At 67.8% G+C, this 15,918-nt stretch carries 25 protein-coding genes; 4 read left to right on the top strand and 21 right to left on the bottom strand.

Annotated features, from left to right (window positions below):
• Positions 1 to 180 precede the first annotated feature (180 nt).
• From ACZ6SD_RS15775 to ACZ6SD_RS15760, 4 genes are all read left to right on the top strand, one after another.
• On the top strand, positions 181 to 1,752 hold the full coding sequence (locus tag ACZ6SD_RS15775) for a S8 family peptidase (protein WP_465317642.1): 1,572 nt from the start codon (positions 181 to 183) through the stop codon (positions 1,750 to 1,752).
• Positions 1,753 to 1,886: 134 nt separating this feature from the next.
• Positions 1,887 to 2,147 carry a hypothetical protein gene (locus ACZ6SD_RS15770; protein WP_465317641.1) on the top strand — a complete coding sequence of 87 codons (261 nt, stop codon included), beginning with the start codon at positions 1,887 to 1,889 and terminating at the stop codon, positions 2,145 to 2,147.
• A 99-nt stretch (positions 2,148 to 2,246) separates the two neighbouring features.
• A complete protein-coding gene (locus ACZ6SD_RS15765) occupies positions 2,247 to 2,501 on the top strand; it encodes a hypothetical protein (RefSeq protein ID WP_465317640.1) in 255 nt (84 codons plus the stop codon).
• Positions 2,502 to 2,774: 273 nt separating this feature from the next.
• Positions 2,775 to 3,194, top strand: a complete 420-nt coding sequence (locus ACZ6SD_RS15760; RefSeq protein WP_465317639.1) for an Imm1 family immunity protein — start codon at positions 2,775 to 2,777, stop codon at positions 3,192 to 3,194.
• 58 nt (positions 3,195 to 3,252) lie between these two features.
• Here ACZ6SD_RS15760 and truA read toward each other — a convergent pair whose 3' ends face one another.
• The 21 genes from truA to rplN all read right to left on the bottom strand — a co-directional run bounded on the left by truA (position 3,253) and on the right by rplN (position 15,896).
• A complete protein-coding gene (truA, locus tag ACZ6SD_RS15755; RefSeq protein ID WP_465317638.1) occupies positions 3,253 to 4,083 on the bottom strand; it encodes a tRNA pseudouridine(38-40) synthase TruA in 831 nt (276 codons plus the stop codon).
• Positions 4,084 to 4,097: 14 nt separating this feature from the next.
• Positions 4,098 to 4,679 carry a 50S ribosomal protein L17 gene (gene rplQ, locus ACZ6SD_RS15750; RefSeq protein ID WP_465317637.1) on the bottom strand — a complete coding sequence of 194 codons (582 nt, stop codon included), beginning with the start codon at positions 4,677 to 4,679 and terminating at the stop codon, positions 4,098 to 4,100.
• 51 nt (positions 4,680 to 4,730) lie between these two features.
• The gene (locus ACZ6SD_RS15745; protein WP_465317636.1) at positions 4,731 to 5,780 is read right to left on the bottom strand and encodes a DNA-directed RNA polymerase subunit alpha; all 1,050 of its coding nucleotides are present in this window, start codon (positions 5,778 to 5,780) and stop codon (positions 4,731 to 4,733) included.
• A gap of 114 nt (positions 5,781 to 5,894) precedes the next feature.
• Entirely contained in the window at positions 5,895 to 6,500 is a 606-nt protein-coding gene (gene rpsD / locus ACZ6SD_RS15740; RefSeq protein WP_465317635.1) for a 30S ribosomal protein S4, read from the bottom strand.
• A gap of 23 nt (positions 6,501 to 6,523) precedes the next feature.
• Positions 6,524 to 6,931 carry a 30S ribosomal protein S11 gene (rpsK, locus tag ACZ6SD_RS15735; protein ID WP_091454169.1) on the bottom strand — a complete coding sequence of 136 codons (408 nt, stop codon included), beginning with the start codon at positions 6,929 to 6,931 and terminating at the stop codon, positions 6,524 to 6,526.
• Positions 6,932 to 7,125: 194 nt separating this feature from the next.
• Positions 7,126 to 7,506 carry a 30S ribosomal protein S13 gene (gene rpsM / locus ACZ6SD_RS15730; RefSeq protein WP_465317634.1) on the bottom strand — a complete coding sequence of 127 codons (381 nt, stop codon included), beginning with the start codon at positions 7,504 to 7,506 and terminating at the stop codon, positions 7,126 to 7,128.
• Between the two features lie 179 nt (positions 7,507 to 7,685).
• Positions 7,686 to 7,799, bottom strand: a complete 114-nt coding sequence (gene rpmJ, locus ACZ6SD_RS15725; protein WP_018682809.1) for a 50S ribosomal protein L36 — start codon at positions 7,797 to 7,799, stop codon at positions 7,686 to 7,688.
• Between the two features lie 82 nt (positions 7,800 to 7,881).
• Positions 7,882 to 8,103 (bottom strand): translation initiation factor IF-1, encoded by a 222-nt coding sequence (infA, locus tag ACZ6SD_RS15720; protein ID WP_005166804.1) that lies wholly within the window; start codon positions 8,101 to 8,103, stop codon positions 7,882 to 7,884.
• Between the two features lie 283 nt (positions 8,104 to 8,386).
• Positions 8,387 to 9,157: a type I methionyl aminopeptidase gene (gene map / locus ACZ6SD_RS15715; protein WP_465317658.1), complete on the bottom strand. Its 771-nt coding sequence runs from the start codon at positions 9,155 to 9,157 to the stop codon at positions 8,387 to 8,389.
• A 53-nt stretch (positions 9,158 to 9,210) separates the two neighbouring features.
• Complete coding sequence (locus ACZ6SD_RS15710) at positions 9,211 to 9,765, bottom strand: adenylate kinase (RefSeq protein ID WP_465317633.1); 555 nt, start codon at positions 9,763 to 9,765, stop codon at positions 9,211 to 9,213.
• Complete coding sequence (secY, locus tag ACZ6SD_RS15705; RefSeq protein ID WP_465317632.1) at positions 9,762 to 11,063, bottom strand: preprotein translocase subunit SecY; 1,302 nt, start codon at positions 11,061 to 11,063, stop codon at positions 9,762 to 9,764. The genes ACZ6SD_RS15710 and secY overlap by 4 nt, the downstream gene beginning before the upstream one ends.
• A 560-nt stretch (positions 11,064 to 11,623) precedes the next feature.
• Entirely contained in the window at positions 11,624 to 12,076 is a 453-nt protein-coding gene (gene rplO / locus ACZ6SD_RS15700; RefSeq protein WP_465317631.1) for a 50S ribosomal protein L15, read from the bottom strand.
• Position 12,077: 1 nt separating this feature from the next.
• On the bottom strand, positions 12,078 to 12,260 hold the full coding sequence (gene rpmD / locus ACZ6SD_RS15695) for a 50S ribosomal protein L30 (protein WP_465317630.1): 183 nt from the start codon (positions 12,258 to 12,260) through the stop codon (positions 12,078 to 12,080).
• A 2-nt stretch (positions 12,261 to 12,262) separates the two neighbouring features.
• Complete coding sequence (rpsE, locus tag ACZ6SD_RS15690; RefSeq protein WP_091454152.1) at positions 12,263 to 12,934, bottom strand: 30S ribosomal protein S5; 672 nt, start codon at positions 12,932 to 12,934, stop codon at positions 12,263 to 12,265.
• Positions 12,935 to 12,962: 28 nt separating this feature from the next.
• Positions 12,963 to 13,370: a 50S ribosomal protein L18 gene (gene rplR, locus ACZ6SD_RS15685; RefSeq protein ID WP_465317629.1), complete on the bottom strand. Its 408-nt coding sequence runs from the start codon at positions 13,368 to 13,370 to the stop codon at positions 12,963 to 12,965.
• Positions 13,367 to 13,906 carry a 50S ribosomal protein L6 gene (rplF, locus tag ACZ6SD_RS15680; protein ID WP_465317628.1) on the bottom strand — a complete coding sequence of 180 codons (540 nt, stop codon included), beginning with the start codon at positions 13,904 to 13,906 and terminating at the stop codon, positions 13,367 to 13,369. Before rplF ends, rplR begins: the two co-directional genes overlap by 4 nt.
• 12 nt (positions 13,907 to 13,918) lie before the next feature.
• Positions 13,919 to 14,317, bottom strand: coding sequence for a 30S ribosomal protein S8 (gene rpsH, locus ACZ6SD_RS15675; protein WP_465317627.1), 399 nt, complete (start codon positions 14,315 to 14,317; stop codon positions 13,919 to 13,921).
• Positions 14,318 to 14,403: 86 nt separating this feature from the next.
• Positions 14,404 to 14,589, bottom strand: a complete 186-nt coding sequence (locus tag ACZ6SD_RS15670) for a type Z 30S ribosomal protein S14 (protein ID WP_091454142.1) — start codon at positions 14,587 to 14,589, stop codon at positions 14,404 to 14,406.
• A gap of 37 nt (positions 14,590 to 14,626) precedes the next feature.
• Positions 14,627 to 15,190: a 50S ribosomal protein L5 gene (rplE, locus tag ACZ6SD_RS15665; protein WP_465317626.1), complete on the bottom strand. Its 564-nt coding sequence runs from the start codon at positions 15,188 to 15,190 to the stop codon at positions 14,627 to 14,629.
• A 2-nt stretch (positions 15,191 to 15,192) separates the two neighbouring features.
• Complete coding sequence (rplX, locus tag ACZ6SD_RS15660; protein ID WP_465317657.1) at positions 15,193 to 15,513, bottom strand: 50S ribosomal protein L24; 321 nt, start codon at positions 15,511 to 15,513, stop codon at positions 15,193 to 15,195.
• Between the two features lie 14 nt (positions 15,514 to 15,527).
• A complete protein-coding gene (gene rplN / locus ACZ6SD_RS15655) occupies positions 15,528 to 15,896 on the bottom strand; it encodes a 50S ribosomal protein L14 (RefSeq protein ID WP_018682823.1) in 369 nt (122 codons plus the stop codon).
• Positions 15,897 to 15,918 lie beyond the last annotated feature (22 nt).

The raw sequence follows: 15,918 nt of genomic DNA, 5'->3' as shown, positions 1-15,918 counted from the left end.
CGGAAACCTTCCGAAAAGCGGCGAACGGTCGTCCGGCAATGCGCCGAACAGCGCAGGGGCGGGCGCTCACGGCACAGTAAGCGACATTTCAATTCCACCGTTCGAGCGAATCGAGGAAACTCACCCGAATGCCGGAACGCACTCGGGACGCGCTCGAAGCTGTCAAAGGAGACGGTTCTGATGGATATCCGAAGTGGAACAGCGCGACGCCGGGGGCTCGCCCTCGCCGTCCTGGCGGGCGTCCTGGGCGGGCTGAGCCTGACCACGCCCGCCGTCGCGGCCGAGGGCGCCATCGTCGGCGCTGGCCAGGCGGATGTGATCAAGGACAGCTACCTCGTGGTGCTGGCCAGACCCGGCGTCGACGCCTCGTCGCTGGCCGCGAGACACGGCGGCAGAGTCGAGCACCGCTACACCGCCGCGCTCAACGGCTACGCGGCGACCATGACGGAGCGGCAGGCCAAGCGCCTCGCCGCGGACCCCGCCGTCGCCTACGTCGCGGCCGACCGCGTGGTGCGGGGCGACACCGAGCAGCTCTACCCGCCGTCGTGGGGCCTCAACCGGATCGACCAGGGCTACGTGGTGCCCCCGAGCAGCCGCTACATCTACTCGACCACGGCGTCGAACGTGAACGCCTACGTCCTCGACACCGGCATCAACACGACCCACACCGACTTCGGCGGCCGCGCGGTCAGCGGCGTCGACACCGTCGACAACGACGCCGACGCCACCGACTGCAACGGCCACGGCACGCACGTGGCGGGCACGGTCGGCGGCAGCGCGCACGGGGTGGCCAAGGGCGTGCGCCTCGTCGGCGTCCGGGTCCTCGACTGCTTCGGCAACGGCAGCTACGCGGGTGTCATCGCGGGCGTTGACTGGGTCACCGCGAACCACGTCAAACCGGCCGTGGCCAACATGAGCCTCACCGGCGCGGGCTACGCGCCGCTGGACACCGCGGTGGCGAACTCCATCGCCGCCGGGGTCACCTACACGCTGTCCGCGGGCAACCAGGGCTCAAACGCCTGCGACTACTCGCCCGCCCGCACTCCGGCGGCGATCACCATGGCGGCCAGCGACGACTTCGACGTCCGCGCCGACTTCTCCAACTACGGCTCGTGCGTCGACATCTTCGCCCCCGGCGTGGACATCACCTCGGCGTGGGTCGGCGGCAACACCGCGACGAGCACCATCAGCGGCACCTCCATGGCCGCCCCGCACGTCGCGGGCGCCGCGGCGCTGTACCTGGCAGGCTCGCCGACCGCGACGCCCGCGCAGGTGCAGAGCACCCTGAACATCCTGGCCACGAACAACACGATCACCAACCCGGGCGCGGGCAGCCCGAACCGGATGCTCAAGACCCCCGGCAGCCCCTTCGCCCCGTTCGGCTCGGCCACCAACAGCGCCGACACCGCCCTGCCCGACGGCGGAGCGGCCATCGACCAGCAGATCACCTTCAACACCGCGCCCGCCGCCGCGTCGGCCACCAGCGTCGTCGGCGTGCACCTGATCCACCAGGACATGTCGGAGGTCAGTGTGAAGCTGATCGCCCCCGACGGCAGCGTCTACCCGCTGATCAACCAGGGCGGCAGCAACGGCACGGGCATGGCCAGCGGGTACATGGTGAACCTGTCCTCGGAGCAGAAGTCGGGAACGTGGAAGCTGCGGGTCCAGGACCACGTCACCGGCGACACCGGGTACCTGGGCACTTTCTCGCTGCACCTGGACGCCCCCGCCAATTTCTGGCAGATCAACTGATGTCCTGAGAAAGGGACACCGCTAACCGAGTGAAATCCTGACCGACCCCGGCGGTGGCTTCGCCCGATTCGGCGAGGCCACCGCCTGCGGTCAGGTGATTCAATCGATTCGACGATCCGCGACAAGGGGGGCGCATGGGCATCGAGCACGACCGCAAGCAGTTGGAGTCGAAGCGCAAGGAGCACACCGAGTACGTGGGGAAAGCGGCGGACCTGCGCGGCAAGCAGGCCGAGAAACTCGCCGAGGCCGTGAAAGCCCAGGAAACCGCGGCCCAGCACGGCAAGGACGCGGCCCCGTGGGAGCACAAAGCCGCGAAGGTCGAGGGCGAGATCCGCAAACTGGAGTCCAGGATCAAGAAAGCCGAGCTGCGCGCGGCCAAGCAGAACAGCGCCTGACGCGGCGATGATCACCCGCGCGTTCAGCGGCTATCGTCACCGGTGCGCTGCCACGTCCGACGCCGGACCAGCCGAACGCATGACGGGAGCAACAGGAGAATGAGCATCCACGACCAAGCCCAGCAACTCGCCGCGTTGGCCGACCGAGTGCCCACCGGCCAACTCCAGTCGTTGCAGACGGAACTGACCTCGATCCTCCAACAGGCCACCAGCATCCTCGGCGACACGTCCAGCGCCAACACCGTCCAAGCGGCCATCTCCCGGGCCCAAACCCTCATCTCCGACGTCGGCGCCGTCCTCGAACACGCCCGCACCGAGATCACCAACGCCGCCCACCACCACCTACGCGGCTGACCCCAGCCGACCATCCCGAACGCGAACCACCGACCCTGGTCGGCCGACCAACCACCGCCGACCAGGGTCAGGTCGCCAATGCCCACCCGCCAGGCGGCGGGTGACGCCCGCGACCACCTGTACGGATGATCTCCGAGCACACGAACCTGCTGCGCTCCCTGGCCCGACAGGTGCCGACCACAGCGGCGAACTCGATCGCGGGCGAGATCGAGCAGGCAACACGATCGCGCTGATGAGTCGCAGGGGACGCGTCTACACGGGACGGAGGAAGCCGTGAGCATCGAAGTCGGCTGGCTGGTCGCCGGGGTCGATGGGTCGTTCCAGAGTGCGCAAGCGACGCTGTCGACCAGCGAAGATGTGGCGGGCCTCATGCGCAGGCTCAGCGAGCCGGGCGCCGACTTGGCACGGATGATTCATCGGGGGCGGCCCTGGTGGGACGAGGCGAGCCGCTTTCCTGATCACGACGTCTATGTCGCTATCCACGACGGCTACGGCTACCTCAGCTACCAGGACATGGCCCGGGGAAAGCGTTATCCGGCAGGAGATCCGGCTTCACCGGGTGGCGAGTATCTGGATGACGAGTTTCCGCCTGGGTCGGGGATCGCGGTGGACCGGCTCGCCACGGCGATCGGTGAGTTCCTGCGGACCCGGGAGCTTCCGGCCTGCCTGACCTGGAACATCCCCACCGACTGACCGTTGGGGTGGCGGGACTCTATGCGGTTCGCGGCCGAAAGGAGCACTGGGCACTAGGTCAGCGGGTGCGCACGTTGCGGGTGAGGGCCGCTCGCTGGGCCAGGTCCGCGTCGGCCGGGTAGTCCACGCCGGTCAGGGTGAGGCCGTGGGCGGGTGCGACGGTGATGGCGCTGGGGCGTTCGGTCGCGGTGAGCATGGACGCGGGCCATTCCACCGGCTTTCGGCCCTCGCCGACGGCTAGGAGGGCGCCTACCAGGCTGCGGACCATGGAGTGGCAGAAGGCGTCCGCTGCGACGTGGGCCGTCAGGGTGCCGTCCTCGGCGCGGGTCCAGTCGAGGCGTTGGAGTTCGCGGATGGTGGTGGCGCCGTCGCGGCGTTTGCAGAAGGCGACGAAGTCGTGTTCGCCCAGCAGGTGGTGTGACGCGGCGTTGAGGGCGGCCAGGTCCAGTGGGCGGGGCCAGGCGACGATGTGGTTGCGGAGCAACGGGTTCGCCCGCCAAGGGGTGTCGCAGACCTGGTACGCGTAGTGCCTGCGCAGCGCCCCGAAGCGGGCGTCGAACTCGGCCGGGACCGCGCGCATCCCGGTCACCCGGACGTCTGCGGGCAGGGCGCGGGCCAGGCGCGGCACCAGCGCGTCGGGGTCGACCTCGGCGGGCAGGTCGACGTGGGCGACCTGCCCGGTGGCGTGGACCCCGGCGTCGGTGCGGCCCGCGACGGTCAGCCGCACGTCGTGGCGCAGCACCTGCGACAGGGTGTCCTCCAAGACCCCGCACACGGTGCGCCGCTGTGGTTGCCGCGCCCAGCCAGAGAAGTCCGCGCCGTCGTAGGCGATATCCAAGCGGATGCGGACGAGCCCGCCACCCCCAGCGGGGGCGACGGGCTCGGCCACGGTGTGCTGCCGTGTCAGGACTTGTCCTCGGCGCCCTCGGCGGGCTTCTCGGCGGCGTCCTTGGTGGCGGACTCGGGCGCGTCGGCGTCCTGGTCGGCCACGGTGTCGACCGGGGTGTCCTCGGCCTCGGACGCGGCGGTCTCGTCGGCCTTGGTCTCGTCGGCCTCGGCGGGCTTGTCCGCCTTCGGCTTGTCGGCGAACTTCGTCTTGCGGGCCGCCTCGGCCTCCGCGGTGACGGTCTTCTCCTGGATCAGCTCGATGACGGCCATGGGCGCGTTGTCGCCCTTGCGCGGCATCGTCTTGATGATCCGGGTGTAGCCGCCGTTGCGGTCGCTGAAGAACGGGCCGATCTCGACGCAGAGACGCTGCACGACGTCCTTGTCGCGGATCACCTTCATGATCTCGCGACGGTTGTGCAGGTCACCGCGCTTGGCCTTGGTGATGAGACGCTCGGCCAGCGGACGCAGCCGCCGCGCCTTGGCCTCGGTGGTGGTGATCCGGCCGTGCTGGAACAGCGCGGTGGCCAGGTTGGCCAGCAGCAGCCGCTCGTGGGCCGGGCCCCCGCCGAGACGGGCGCCCTTCGTTGGGGTGGGCATTCCTTGCTCCTTGTGGAAATCCGCTGCTCAAGCTGTCCCAGCGGGGACGGCTCAGAGCTGCTCCGTCTCTGCGTAGTCCTGGCCGTCGTCGTTGCCGGTGTCCGAGCCGTCCGACCAACCGTCGGTGGCGTAGTCCGCCGCGGCAGCCGTCGGGTCGAACCCGGGCGGGCTGTCCTTGAGCGCGAGGCCGAGGCCGACGAGCTTCATCTTGACCTCGTCGATCGACTTGGCGCCGAAGTTGCGGATGTCCAGCAGGTCCGCCTCGCTGCGGGAAACGAGCTCACCCACGGTGTGGATGCCCTCACGCTTGAGGCAGTTGTAGGAGCGCACGGTGAGGTCGAGGTCCTCGATCGGCATCGCGTAGGCGGCGATGGTGTCCGCTTCCTGCGGCGACGGGCCGATCTCGATGCCCTCGGCGTCCACGTTCAGCTCGCGGGCGAGCCCGAACAGCTCGACCAGCGTCTTGCCCGCCGACGCGACAGCGTCGCGCGGCGTGATCGACGGCTTGGTCTCGACATCGAGGATGAGCTTGTCGAAGTCGGTGCGCTGCTCGACACGGGTGGCCTCGACCTTGTAGGTCACCTTGAGGACCGGCGAGTAGATCGAGTCGACCGGGATGCGGCCGATCTCCGCGCCCGCCTGCTTGTTCTGCACGGCCGGGACGTAGCCGCGACCGCGCTCGACGACGAGCTCGATCTCCAGCTTGCCCTTGCCGTTCAGGGTGGCGATGTGCAGGTCGGGGTTGTGGACCGTGACGCCGGCGGGCGGCACGATGTCGCCCGCGGTGACCTCACCTGGGCCCTGCTTGCGCAGGTACATCGTCACCGGCTCGTCCTCCTCCGAGGAGACGACAAGCTCCTTGAGGTTGAGGATGATGTCGGTGACGTCCTCCTTGACCCCCGGCACGGTGGTGAACTCGTGCAGCACGCCGTCGATGCGGATGCTGGTGACCGAGGCGCCGGGGATCGAGGACAGCAGGGTGCGCCGCAGCGAGTTGCCCAGCGTGTAGCCGAAGCCGGGCTCAAGCGGCTCGATGACGAAGCGGGAGCGGGTCTCGTTGACCGGCTCCTCGGCAAGGCCGGGACGCTGTGAGATGAGCATTGTCGATTGTTCCTTCCCTTGGGCGACCGCTATTTGACGCCCGACTGAACGGGATGTCCCCGGCCAGGAGGCCGAGGACGGGGCGGCGGCTCTGGCGCCGCCGCCCCTTCAAGATCACTTCGAGTAGAACTCGACGATGAGCTGCTCCTGCACGGGCACGTCGATCTGCGCGCGCTCAGGGAGCTGGTGCACCAGGATCCGCAGGTTGGACGGCACGACCTGCAGCCAGCCCGGGATCGGGCGGTCGCCGAAGGACTCCTTGGCCGCCACGAACGGCAGCGTCGGCAGCGACTTGGGCTTCACGTCGATGATGTCGAACTTCGACACCTGGTAGCTCGGGATGTTGACCTTCTTGCCGTTCACGATGAAGTGACCGTGGCTCACGAGCTGACGGGCCTGGCGGCGCGTGCGGGCGAGCCCGGCGCGGTAGACCACGTTGTCGAGACGGGACTCCAGCAGCTGGAGCAGGACCTCGCCGGTCTTGCCCTTGCGGCGGACGGCTTCCTCGTAGTACTTGCGGAACTGTCGCTCAAGGACGCCGTAGGTGTAGCGGGCCTTCTGCTTCTCCTGGAGCTGAAGCAGGTACTCGCTCTCCTTGATCCGACCGCGGCCGTGCTGGCCGGGCGGGTAAGGACGGCGCTCGAACGCCTGGTCGCCGCCGACGAGGTCGACCTTGAGCCGACGCGAGATGCGGGTCGCGGGGCCGGTGTAGCGTGCCATTTCTTCTTACTCCTCCCCGTTCCTCAGACCCGGCGCCGCTTGGGCGGGCGGCAGCCGTTGTGGGGCTGCGGGGTCACGTCCTGGATGGTGCCGACCTCAAGACCGGCCGCCTGCAGCGACCGGATCGCGGTCTCCCGGCCGGAGCCGGGGCCCTTGACGAACACGTCGACCTTCTTCATGCCGTGCTCGGCGGCCTTGCGGGCCGCGTTCTCGGCGGCCATCTGCGCGGCGAACGGAGTCGACTTGCGCGAGCCCTTGAAGCCGACGTGGCCGGAGGAGGCCCACGCGATGACGGCCCCGGTGGGGTCGGTGATGGAGACGATCGTGTTGTTGAACGTGCTCTTGATGTGGGCGTGCCCGTGCGAGACGTTCTTCTTTTCCTTGCGCCGGACCTTCTTGACTCCGGCGCCGGTGCGCGACTTCGGTGGCATGTCTTCGGGTTTCTCCTAGCTGGTGCGCGAGGTGGTGATCTCGGGAGCTGCGTTCCGGATAATCGATCCGGCGTCCGCGTAGAGATCGCGCAGTGCCGCCGGGCGGGCGCACTTGGGCGCGACTGCAAGGGCCATGAATGCCCGGTTCCGTCGGCGCTGAGGCACGACGTGAACCACGGTCTCGCAGCTCTTGGTCACTTCTTTCCGGCCTTCTTCTTGCCGGCGACCGTCTTCTTCGGGCCCTTGCGGGTACGGGCGTTGGTCTTGGTCCGCTGTCCGCGGACGGGCAGACCGCGGCGCCACCGCAGGCCCTCGTAGCAGCCGATCTCGATCTTCCGGCGAATGTCGGCCTGCACCTCGCGGCGGAGGTCACCCTCGACCTTGAAGTTTTCCTCGATGTATTCCCGGAGCTTGACCAGGTCCTCGTCCCCGAGGTCCTTCACACGCACATCCGGGCTGATCTCGGTGGCGGCCAGCAGCTCCTTGGAGCGGGTCCGGCCGATGCCGAAGATGTAGGTCAGCGCGATCTCCAGCCGCTTTTCGCGGGGAAGGTCCACGCCAGCGAGTCGTGCCATTCGGCGATGTCTCCTCTGGTTTCTTCTCCAGGTCTTCTCCCCCACCGTCCCAGACCGACTCAAGGTCTGGGACCCGGCCTGGAGCCCGGGCGTGAGCCAGATCCGCGTGATCTGGCAGGTAGGGGGAGGTCGTCTTGTTCTCGCTTCGCGTCGATCCGTGACCGAGCGCTAGGCGGTGATCAGCCCTGGCGCTGCTTGTGGCGCAGGTTCTCGCAGATCACCATGACCCGGCCGTGACGGCGGATCACCTTGCACTTGTCGCAGATCTTCTTGACGCTCGGGTTGACCTTCACGTCTGCTGTTCTCCTGCTTCGGCCGCGTGTCCCCGTCGGCGGGGGACACCAGTAGTGGCTTCCCGGTCTTGGCGACCGAGGGTCACTTGTAGCGGTAGACGATGCGGCCGCGGGACAGGTCGTAGGGCGAAAGCTCTACGACGACCCGGTCCTCGGGCAGGATGCGGATGTAGTGCTGCCGCATCTTGCCGCTGATGTGTGCCAGGACCTTGTGGCCGTTCTCCAACTCGACGCGGAACATCGCGTTGGGGAGTGGCTCGACCACGCGGCCTTCGACCTCGATGGCCCCGTCCTTCTTGCCCATGTCCTCCGCGTTTCGTGACAGTGTCGGGTGTAGCTTCGGTCGGGTGTGGCTGTGGTGTTGAGCTGAGAGGTGGAGCTACCGCCGGGCACGAGCACGGCAACTACCACAACACCGAGCGACACGCACGACGGAATCGGCACTTTGACAGCGCCACCGGTCAAGTGTACGCACCCGCGATCCGGCGCCCAAATCGGGGCCGCTCAGCCCGCCGAAACACTGTTACCGATTGCGAAAAGGTGGTCCCCGGCATCCAGGGACCACCGATGCGACACGAACAGGTGACCTACTCGGGGGCGGTCAGCACCCAGGGGCCGTCGTCGGTGACCGCGACGGTGTGCTCCCAGTGCGCGGCGCGGGAGCCGTCCGCGGTGACGACCGTCCAGCCATCCTCCAGCTCCACGGTCTCCTCGGTGCCCAGGGTGAGCATCGGCTCGATCGCGATGGCCATGCCGACCCGCAACCGGGGGCCCTTGCCGGGCTTGCCGTAGTTCGGCAGGAACGGGTCCATGTGCATGGCGCTGCCGATGCCGTGGCCGCCGTACTCGCGGACGATGCCGTACTCGCGGCCGTGCGCCCGCTCGGAGGCGTGCACCGAGGTCTCGATGGCGTGTGAGATGTCGGTCAGCCGCGCCCCGGGGGCCACCGCCTTGATGCCCGCCTCCATCGACGCCCGGGTGGCGTCGGACAGGGCCTGCTCGGCGTCGGTGACCGACCCGACGAACAGGGTCACCGCGGCGTCGCCGTGCCAGTCGTCGAGGATGGCGCCGCAGTCGACCGAGATCACGTCGCCCTCGGCGAGGACCTGGGTTTTGGCCGGGATGCCGTGCACGATCTGCTCGTTGACCGACGCGCAGATGCTCGCCGGGAAGCCGTGGTAGCCCTTGAAGGACGGCACGGCCCCGGCGTCGCGGATGGTCTGCTCGGCGAGCTCGTCCAGCTCGGCGGTGCTCACGCCCGGCCGGGCCGCCGCCGAGACGTTCGCCAGCGCCTTCGCCACGACCAGCCCCGCCGCGCGCATGGCGTCGAGCTGGGCCGGGGTCTTGATCTCGATCATCCGCGCACGCCAGGTCGCCAGCGTGAGCCGCAGTCCGCCGAACATGCCACCGGTCACGTCCGGGCGCGCAGAGCGTCCAGAACGCGGGCGGTGATCTCGTTGACCTCGCCGACCGCGTCGATGGTGATCAGCACGTCGGCGTAGTAGTCGAGCAGCGGCGCGGTCTCGGTCCGGTAGATCTCCTGGCGGTGCCGGATGATCGACTCGCTGTCGTCGGTGCGGCCGCGGGCGAGCAGCCGCTGGACGACCAGTTCCTCATCGATGCGGAACTCCACCACGGCGTCCAGCTTGTCGTCCGACGAGCTGAGCAGCTTGCCCAGCACCTCGGCCTGGCCCACGTTGCGCGGGAAGCCGTCCAGCAGGAAGCCGTCGCGGGCGTCCGCCTCGGCCAGCCGCACGCGCACCATCTCGTTCGTCACCTCGTCCGGGACGAGCTGCCCGGAGTCGAGGTAGCGCTTGACGTTCTGACCAAGCTCGGTGTTGTTCGCGATGTGCGCCCGGAAAAGGTCACCCGTCGAGATGTGCGGCACGCCGAGTTCCGTGCTCAGCGCGGTCGCCTGGGTGCCCTTCCCCGCTCCGGGCGGGCCAACGAGAACAACACGCGTCACTTGAGGAACCCTTCATAGTTTCGTTGCATGAGCTGGCTCTCGATCTGCTTCACGGTGTCGAGGCCGACGCCAACCATGATCAGCACGGCAGTGCCGCCGAACGGGAAGTTCTGGTTCTGCCCGTCACCGGTGACGTCGAGGAAGAAGTTCGGGAGCACCGCGATGATGCCGAGGTAGATCGAGCCCGGCAGGGTGATGCGGCTCAGGACGAAGCTGAGGTATTCCGAAGTCGGCCGCCCGGGTCGGATGCCCGGGATGAAGCCGCCGAACTTCTTCATCTCGTCCGCGCGCTCGTTCACGTTGAACGTGATCGTGATGTAGAAGTACGTGAAGAAGATGATCAGCGCGAAGTAGACGGCGATGTGCACCGCGCTGGACTGCCGGACGATGTGGTTGGCGATGAACTGCTGCCACCACGAGTCGTCCTGGCCGATGAGCCGCGAGATCAGGTCCGGCAGGTACAGCAGCGACGAGGCGAAGATGACCGGGATGACACCCGCCTGGTTGACCTTCAGCGGCAGGTAGGTCGAGGTCCCGCCGTACATGCGGCGGCCGATCATGCGCTTGGCGTACTGCACCGGGATGCGCCGCTGGCCCTGCTCAACGAACACGACGCTGGCGATGATCAGCAGGCCGAACACGCAGACGACCGCGAAGATCAGCCCGCCCTTGCTCTGCAGGATGTTCATGCCCTCGGCCGGGATGCGCGCCGCGATGTTGACGAACATCAGCAGCGACATGCCGTTGCCGATGCCGCGCTCGGTGATCAGCTCACCGAACCACATGATCACCGCGGTGCCCGCGGTCATCGTGATCACGACGACGGCCAGGGTGAACACCGAGCTGTTCGGGATGATCGGGTCCGGGCAGTTGCCGAAGAGCTGGCCGCGGTCGGCCATGGCCACGATGCCGGTCGCCTGCAGGACGCCGAGGGCGATGGTCAGGTAACGCGTGTACTGCGTCAGCTTGCCCTGACCGGCCTGCCCCTCCTTCTTCAACTGCTCGAAGCGCGGAATCACGACCGTCAACAGCTGGATGATGATGCTCGCGGTGATGTAGGGCATGATCCCCAGCGCGAACACCGACAGCTGCAACAGCGCGCCGCCACTGAACAGGTTCAGCAGGCCGTAGACGCCCTGGGTGTCCAGCCCCTCCATACATTTCTGCACGTTGGGATACGACACACCCGGTGATGGCAGCAGGGCGCCCACGCGGTAGACCGCGATGATCCCGAGCGTGAAAAGGATCTTGCGGCGCAGGTCCGGCGTCGCGAGAGCCGAGCGGAAGGCGCTGAGCACGCAGGAACCTCCTCGGCGTCACCGGCAACTCACTGCCGGCGAACGGCTTAACCGGCTGGTCGCCGGCAGGTAACAGGGCCTGACCGCCAAGTACTGGCAAGCCAGGAGCGCTTCGGGGCTAGAGACCCCGAAGCGTGCCTTCGACTCTAACAGCACGGGTGTGCTGGGCTGCACCCTGGAGGGCTTCCGTGCCTTCTGGGGTGACTTGAGTCACCGGGTCTGGCTGCTGGGGGCCGCTCACCGCTGCTCGGTGCTGCTGGGGGCGCTCGATTGGGTGGAGTGGCTTCTTTGGGGCCCCTACGAAGGAAGATCGCCGTGTGAAAGACGGGTGGGAAGCCTTCGGCCTCACACGCGCGCAGCCAGCTTAGCGATCTTCCTTCACCCCCAAAGAAGCCACTCCACCCAATCGAGCACTTGGCAGGGGCGGGCAAGTCTCTGGGGCTCTGGGGTCTCTTGTTGGCCGAAGAAGACATGCCGGGCGAAACAGGAAGGCCGGACCCTGGGGAGGGTCCGGCCTTCGCTGTGGTGCTGGGTGTTGCGGGTCTTGCTGGTGTTCTTAGTTAGGCAGCGGTGGTGGTGGTTGCGGTGCCGCCTGCGGCGGTCAGCTTCTCCACTGCGCTGGCACTGAACTTGTCGGCGGTCAGGTTGAGCTTGACGCCGTTGAGGTCGCCGTCGCCGAGGATCTTGACCAGGTTGTTTTTGCGGACCAGGCCCGCCTGGACAAGCTGCTCGATGGTCACGTCGCCGCCGTCAGGGAACGTTTCGGCGATGTCGCCGAGGTTGACGACCTGGTACTCCACCCGGAAGCGGTTCTTGAAGCCCTTGAGCTTCGGGAGCCGCATCTGGATGGGCATCTGGCCACCCTCGAAGCGCGCGGGGACGTTCTTGCGCGCCTTGGTGCCCTTGGTGCCTCGACCAGCGGTCTTGCCCTTGGAGCCCTCACCGCGGCCGACGCGGATCTTGTCGCGCTTGGCGCCGGGGGCCGGGCGCAGGTGGTGGATCTTGATGGCCATGTCAGTCGACCTCCTCGACGGTGACGAGGTGGCGGACGGTGTGGATCAGGCCGCGCACCTCGGGGGAGTCCTCGCGCACCGTGGACTGCCGGATCTTGCGCAGGCCGAGGGTGCGGAGGGACTCGCGGTGGTTGCGCTTGGTGCCAATGGTGCTCTTGACCTGGGTCACCTTCAGCTGAGCCATGGTCAGACTCCTGTCCCGGCGGTGGCAGCCGCGGCGCGGGCGCGCAGCATGCCCGCGGGTGCGACGTCCTCAAGCGGCAGGCCGCGGCGGGCCGCGACCTCCTCGGGACGCTGCAGGCCGCGCAGGGCCGCCATGGTGGCGTGCACGATGTTGATGGCGTTGTCGGAGCCAAGCGACTTCGACAGCACGTCGTGGACTCCGGCGCACTCCAGCACGGCGCGGACCGGGCCACCAGCGATGACACCGGTACCGGCGCTGGCCGGGCGGAGCAGGACCACGCCCGCCGCCTTCTCACCCTGGATCGGGTGCGGGATGGTGCCGCCGATGCGCGGGACGCGGAAGAAGTTCTTCTTCGCCTCCTCGACGCCCTTCGCGATCGCGGCGGGCACCTCCTTGGCCTTGCCGTAGCCGACGCCGACCATGCCGTCGCCGTCGCCGACGACGACCAGCGCGGTGAAGCTGAAGCGCCGACCGCCCTTCACGACCTTGGCGACTCGGTTGATCGCGACGACGCGCTCAAGGTGCGGAGTCTTCTCGCTCGCCGCACCGCCACGCCCGCCGCCGTCGCGCCGGTCACGGCCGCCGCGACGCTCGCCGCGCTCGCCGCCCTGGCTGGCGCCGCCCTGGCCGCCCTGGCCACCCTGGCCGCCGAATTGCCGCGTACGTCCCGGCATCAGGCGTTCCTTCCCTTGATACTCGTCATCAGAACTCCAGCCCAGCTTCGCGGGCCGAGTCGGCCAGCGAGGCGATCCGGCCGGTGTACTTGTTGCCGCCGCGGTCGAAGACGACCTTGGCGATGCCCGCTTCCTTGGCGCGGGCGGCGAGCAGCTCGCCGACCTTGGCCGCACGGGCCTTCTTGTCGCCGTCGACCGCGCGCACGTCCGCTTCCAGGCTGGACGCGGAGGCGAGGGTATGGCCCGCCAGGTCGTCCACGATCTGCGCGACGATGTGCCGCGAGGACCGGTTGACGACCAGGCGCGGGCGCTCCGGGCTTCCGCTGACCTTCTTGCGGAGCCGGAAGTGCCTGCGTGCCTTGGCTACGCGCCGGATGGTGGAGATGTCCTTGCCCACCGGCTTGCGTTTCGTGACAGTCGCTTCGCTCATGATCACTTACCCGTCTTTCCGACCTTGCGGCGGATCTTCTCGCCTGCGTACCGCACGCCCTTGCCCTTGTACGGGTCGGGCTTGCGCAGCTTGCGAATGTTGGCCGCGACCTCGCCGACCCGCTGCTTGTCGATACCCGAGACGGAGAACTTGGTCGGGCTCTCGACGGCGAAAGTGATGCCCTCGGGGGCCGCCACCTTCACCGGGTGGCTGAAGCCCAGCGCGAACTCCAGGTCCGAGCCCTTGGCCACGACGCGGTAACCGACGCCGTGGATCTCCAGCTTCTTCTCGTAGCCCTGGGTGACCCCGACTACGACGTTGTTGACCAGCGAGCGGGTCAGGCCGTGCAGCGCCCGGTTCTGCCGCTCGTCGTTGGGCCGCTTCACCTCAAGCGTGCCGTCCTCGGCGCGCTCGACGATGATCGGCTCGGAGATCGTGAGCGAGAGAGACCCCTTGGGACCCTTCACGCTCAGGTTCTGGCCATCGATGGTGACGTCGACCCCGGCCGGAACAGGGATCGGCAGCCTTCCGATACGTGACATGTCGCTTCCCCCTTACCAGACGTACGCGAGGACTTCGCCGCCCACGCCCTGCTTGCCCGCCTGGCGGTCGGTCAGCAGGCCACCGGACGTGGAGATGATCGCCACGCCCAGGCCGCCGAGGACCTTCGGCAGGTTGGTCGACTTCGCGTACACCCGAAGACCGGGCTTGGACACCCGGCGCAGACCGGCGATGCTGCGCTCGCGGTTCGGGCCGTACTTCAACTCGACGACAAGGTTCTTGCCCTTTTCGCCGTCCTCATCGCGGTAGCCCGCGATGTAGCCCTCGCGCTTGAGGATCTCGGCGATGTGCGCCTTGAGCTTCGAGTGCGGCAGCACGACCTCGTCGTGGTATGCCGAGTTGGCATTGCGCAGACGGGTCAAGAAGTCTGCGATCGGGTCGGTCATCGTCATGGTGACCTGTCAACCTTTCTCGCCGTGGTTCCCTCGACGGGCCTGCGGCGAACTGGGGGAAAAACCAGCGGGAGCCGGAGTGGCTCCTACCAGCTCGACTTGCTCACGCCGGGCAGCTCACCGCGGTGCGCCATCTGGCGCAGGCAGATCCGGCACAGGCCGAACTTGCGGAACACCGAGTGCGGACGGCCGCAGCGGTTGCAGCGGGTGTACGCGCGAACCGCGAACTTCTGCTTGCCAGCGGCCTTCTGGATCAGCGCCTTCTTGGCCATCAGTTCTCCTTGTTCCGATCCTCAGTGACGGCCACGGTCACTGCTCCTTGAACGGGAAGCCCAGGTGCTTGAGCAGCGCCCGGCCCTCTTCGTCGTTGGTCGCGGTGGTCACGATGGTGATGTCCATGCCGCGCTGGCGGTCGATCGAGTCGGGGTCGATCTCGTGGAACATCGACTGCTCGTTGAGACCGAAGGTGTAGTTGCCGTTGCCGTCGAACTGCTTGCCCGACAGGCCGCGGAAGTCGCGGATACGGGGCAGCGCGATCGTCAGCAGGCGGTCGAGGAACTCCCACATGCGGTCGCCGCGCAGGGTGACCCTGGCGCCGATCGGCATGCCCTCGCGCAGCTTGAACTGCGCGATGGACTTGCGGGCCTTGCGGACCTCGGGCTTCTGGCCGGTGATCGTGGACAGGTCGCGGACCGCGCCCTCGATCAGCTTGCCGTCGCGGGCGGCGTCGCCGACGCCCATGTTCACGACGACCTTGACGACGCCAGGGATCTGCATCGGGTTGGAGTACTTGTACTCCTCCCGCATAGCGGCGGCGATCTCCTCGCGGTAGCGGGTCTTCAAGCGGGGGATGATCTTCTCGGTGGTGGTCATGATCAGATCTCCTTCCCATTGCCGTTGGGGCCACGCGCGATACGGACCTTGCGGCCCTCGTCGGTGATCTTGTAGCCGACGCGGACAGCCTTGCCGTCGACAACCAGCATGACGTTGCTGACGTGGATGGGGGCTTCCTGCGTCACGATGCCGCCGGACTGCGCGCCGCGCTGGGTCTGCGAGATCCGGGTGTGCTTCTTGATCCGGTTGACGCCCTCGACCAGGACCTTGTTGGTCTCCGGGTAGGCCTGGATGACCTTGCCCTTCGCGCCCTTGTCCTTGCCGGAGATGACGACGACGGTGTCGCCCTTCTTGATCTTCATCTTCGTCTTCATGATCAGAGCACCTCCGGCGCCAGCGAGATGATCTTCATGAACTTCTTGTCGCGCAGCTCGCGGCCGACCGGGCCGAAGATGCGGGTGCCTCGGGGCTCGCCCTCGTTCTTGATGAGGACGGCCGCGTTCTCGTCGAACCGGATGTACGAGCCGTCCGGACGGCGACGCTCCTTGACGGTGCGGACGATGACGGCCTTGACGACGTCACCCTTCTTCACACCGGCGCCGGGGATCGCGTCCTTCACGGTGGCGACGATGATGTCGCCGATGCCCGCGTAGCGGCGACCGGAGCCACCGAGAACACGGATGCAAAGGATCTCCTTCGCACCGGTGTTGTCGGCGACACGCAGCCGCGACTCCTGCTGGATCACTTCAACTCCTGACCATTCTTGG

The sequence above is a fragment of the Actinokineospora sp. NPDC051303 genome, assembly GCF_055586285.1.
This window is presented reverse-complemented; position numbering and strand designations above follow the sequence as displayed.

Coding starts and splice junctions, on each gene's coding strand:
- rplX (WP_465317657.1), bottom strand. CDS start 15,513: ATGAAGATCAAGAAGGGCGACACCGTCGTCGTCATCTCCGGCAAGGAC.
- rpsD (WP_465317635.1), bottom strand. CDS start 6,500: ATGGCACGCTACACCGGCCCCGCGACCCGCATCTCGCGTCGGCTCAAG.
- rpsM (WP_465317634.1), bottom strand. CDS start 7,506: ATGGCACGACTCGCTGGCGTGGACCTTCCCCGCGAAAAGCGGCTGGAG.
- ACZ6SD_RS15765 (WP_465317640.1), top strand. CDS start 2,247: ATGAGCATCCACGACCAAGCCCAGCAACTCGCCGCGTTGGCCGACCGA.
- rplO (WP_465317631.1), bottom strand. CDS start 12,076: ATGGCCATCAAGATCCACCACCTGCGCCCGGCCCCCGGCGCCAAGCGC.
- rplE (WP_465317626.1), bottom strand. CDS start 15,190: ATGACCACCACCGAGAAGATCATCCCCCGCTTGAAGACCCGCTACCGC.
- ACZ6SD_RS15770 (WP_465317641.1), top strand. CDS start 1,887: ATGGGCATCGAGCACGACCGCAAGCAGTTGGAGTCGAAGCGCAAGGAG.
- infA (WP_005166804.1), bottom strand. CDS start 8,103: ATGGGCAAGAAGGACGGGGCCATCGAGGTCGAAGGCCGCGTGGTCGAG.
- rplQ (WP_465317637.1), bottom strand. CDS start 4,679: ATGCCCACCCCAACGAAGGGCGCCCGTCTCGGCGGGGGCCCGGCCCAC.
- rpsK (WP_091454169.1), bottom strand. CDS start 6,931: ATGCCACCGAAGTCGCGCACCGGCGCCGGAGTCAAGAAGGTCCGGCGC.
- ACZ6SD_RS15670 (WP_091454142.1), bottom strand. CDS start 14,589: ATGGCCAAGAAGGCGCTGATCCAGAAGGCCGCTGGCAAGCAGAAGTTC.
- rpsE (WP_091454152.1), bottom strand. CDS start 12,934: ATGCCGGGACGTACGCGGCAATTCGGCGGCCAGGGTGGCCAGGGCGGC.
- ACZ6SD_RS15745 (WP_465317636.1), bottom strand. CDS start 5,780: ATGCTCATCTCACAGCGTCCCGGCCTTGCCGAGGAGCCGGTCAACGAG.
- rplF (WP_465317628.1), bottom strand. CDS start 13,906: ATGTCACGTATCGGAAGGCTGCCGATCCCTGTTCCGGCCGGGGTCGAC.
- rpmD (WP_465317630.1), bottom strand. CDS start 12,260: ATGGCTCAGCTGAAGGTGACCCAGGTCAAGAGCACCATTGGCACCAAG.
- ACZ6SD_RS15775 (WP_465317642.1), top strand. CDS start 181: ATGGATATCCGAAGTGGAACAGCGCGACGCCGGGGGCTCGCCCTCGCC.
- rpsH (WP_465317627.1), bottom strand. CDS start 14,317: ATGACGATGACCGACCCGATCGCAGACTTCTTGACCCGTCTGCGCAAT.
- map (WP_465317658.1), bottom strand. CDS start 9,157: ATGATCGAGATCAAGACCCCGGCCCAGCTCGACGCCATGCGCGCGGCG.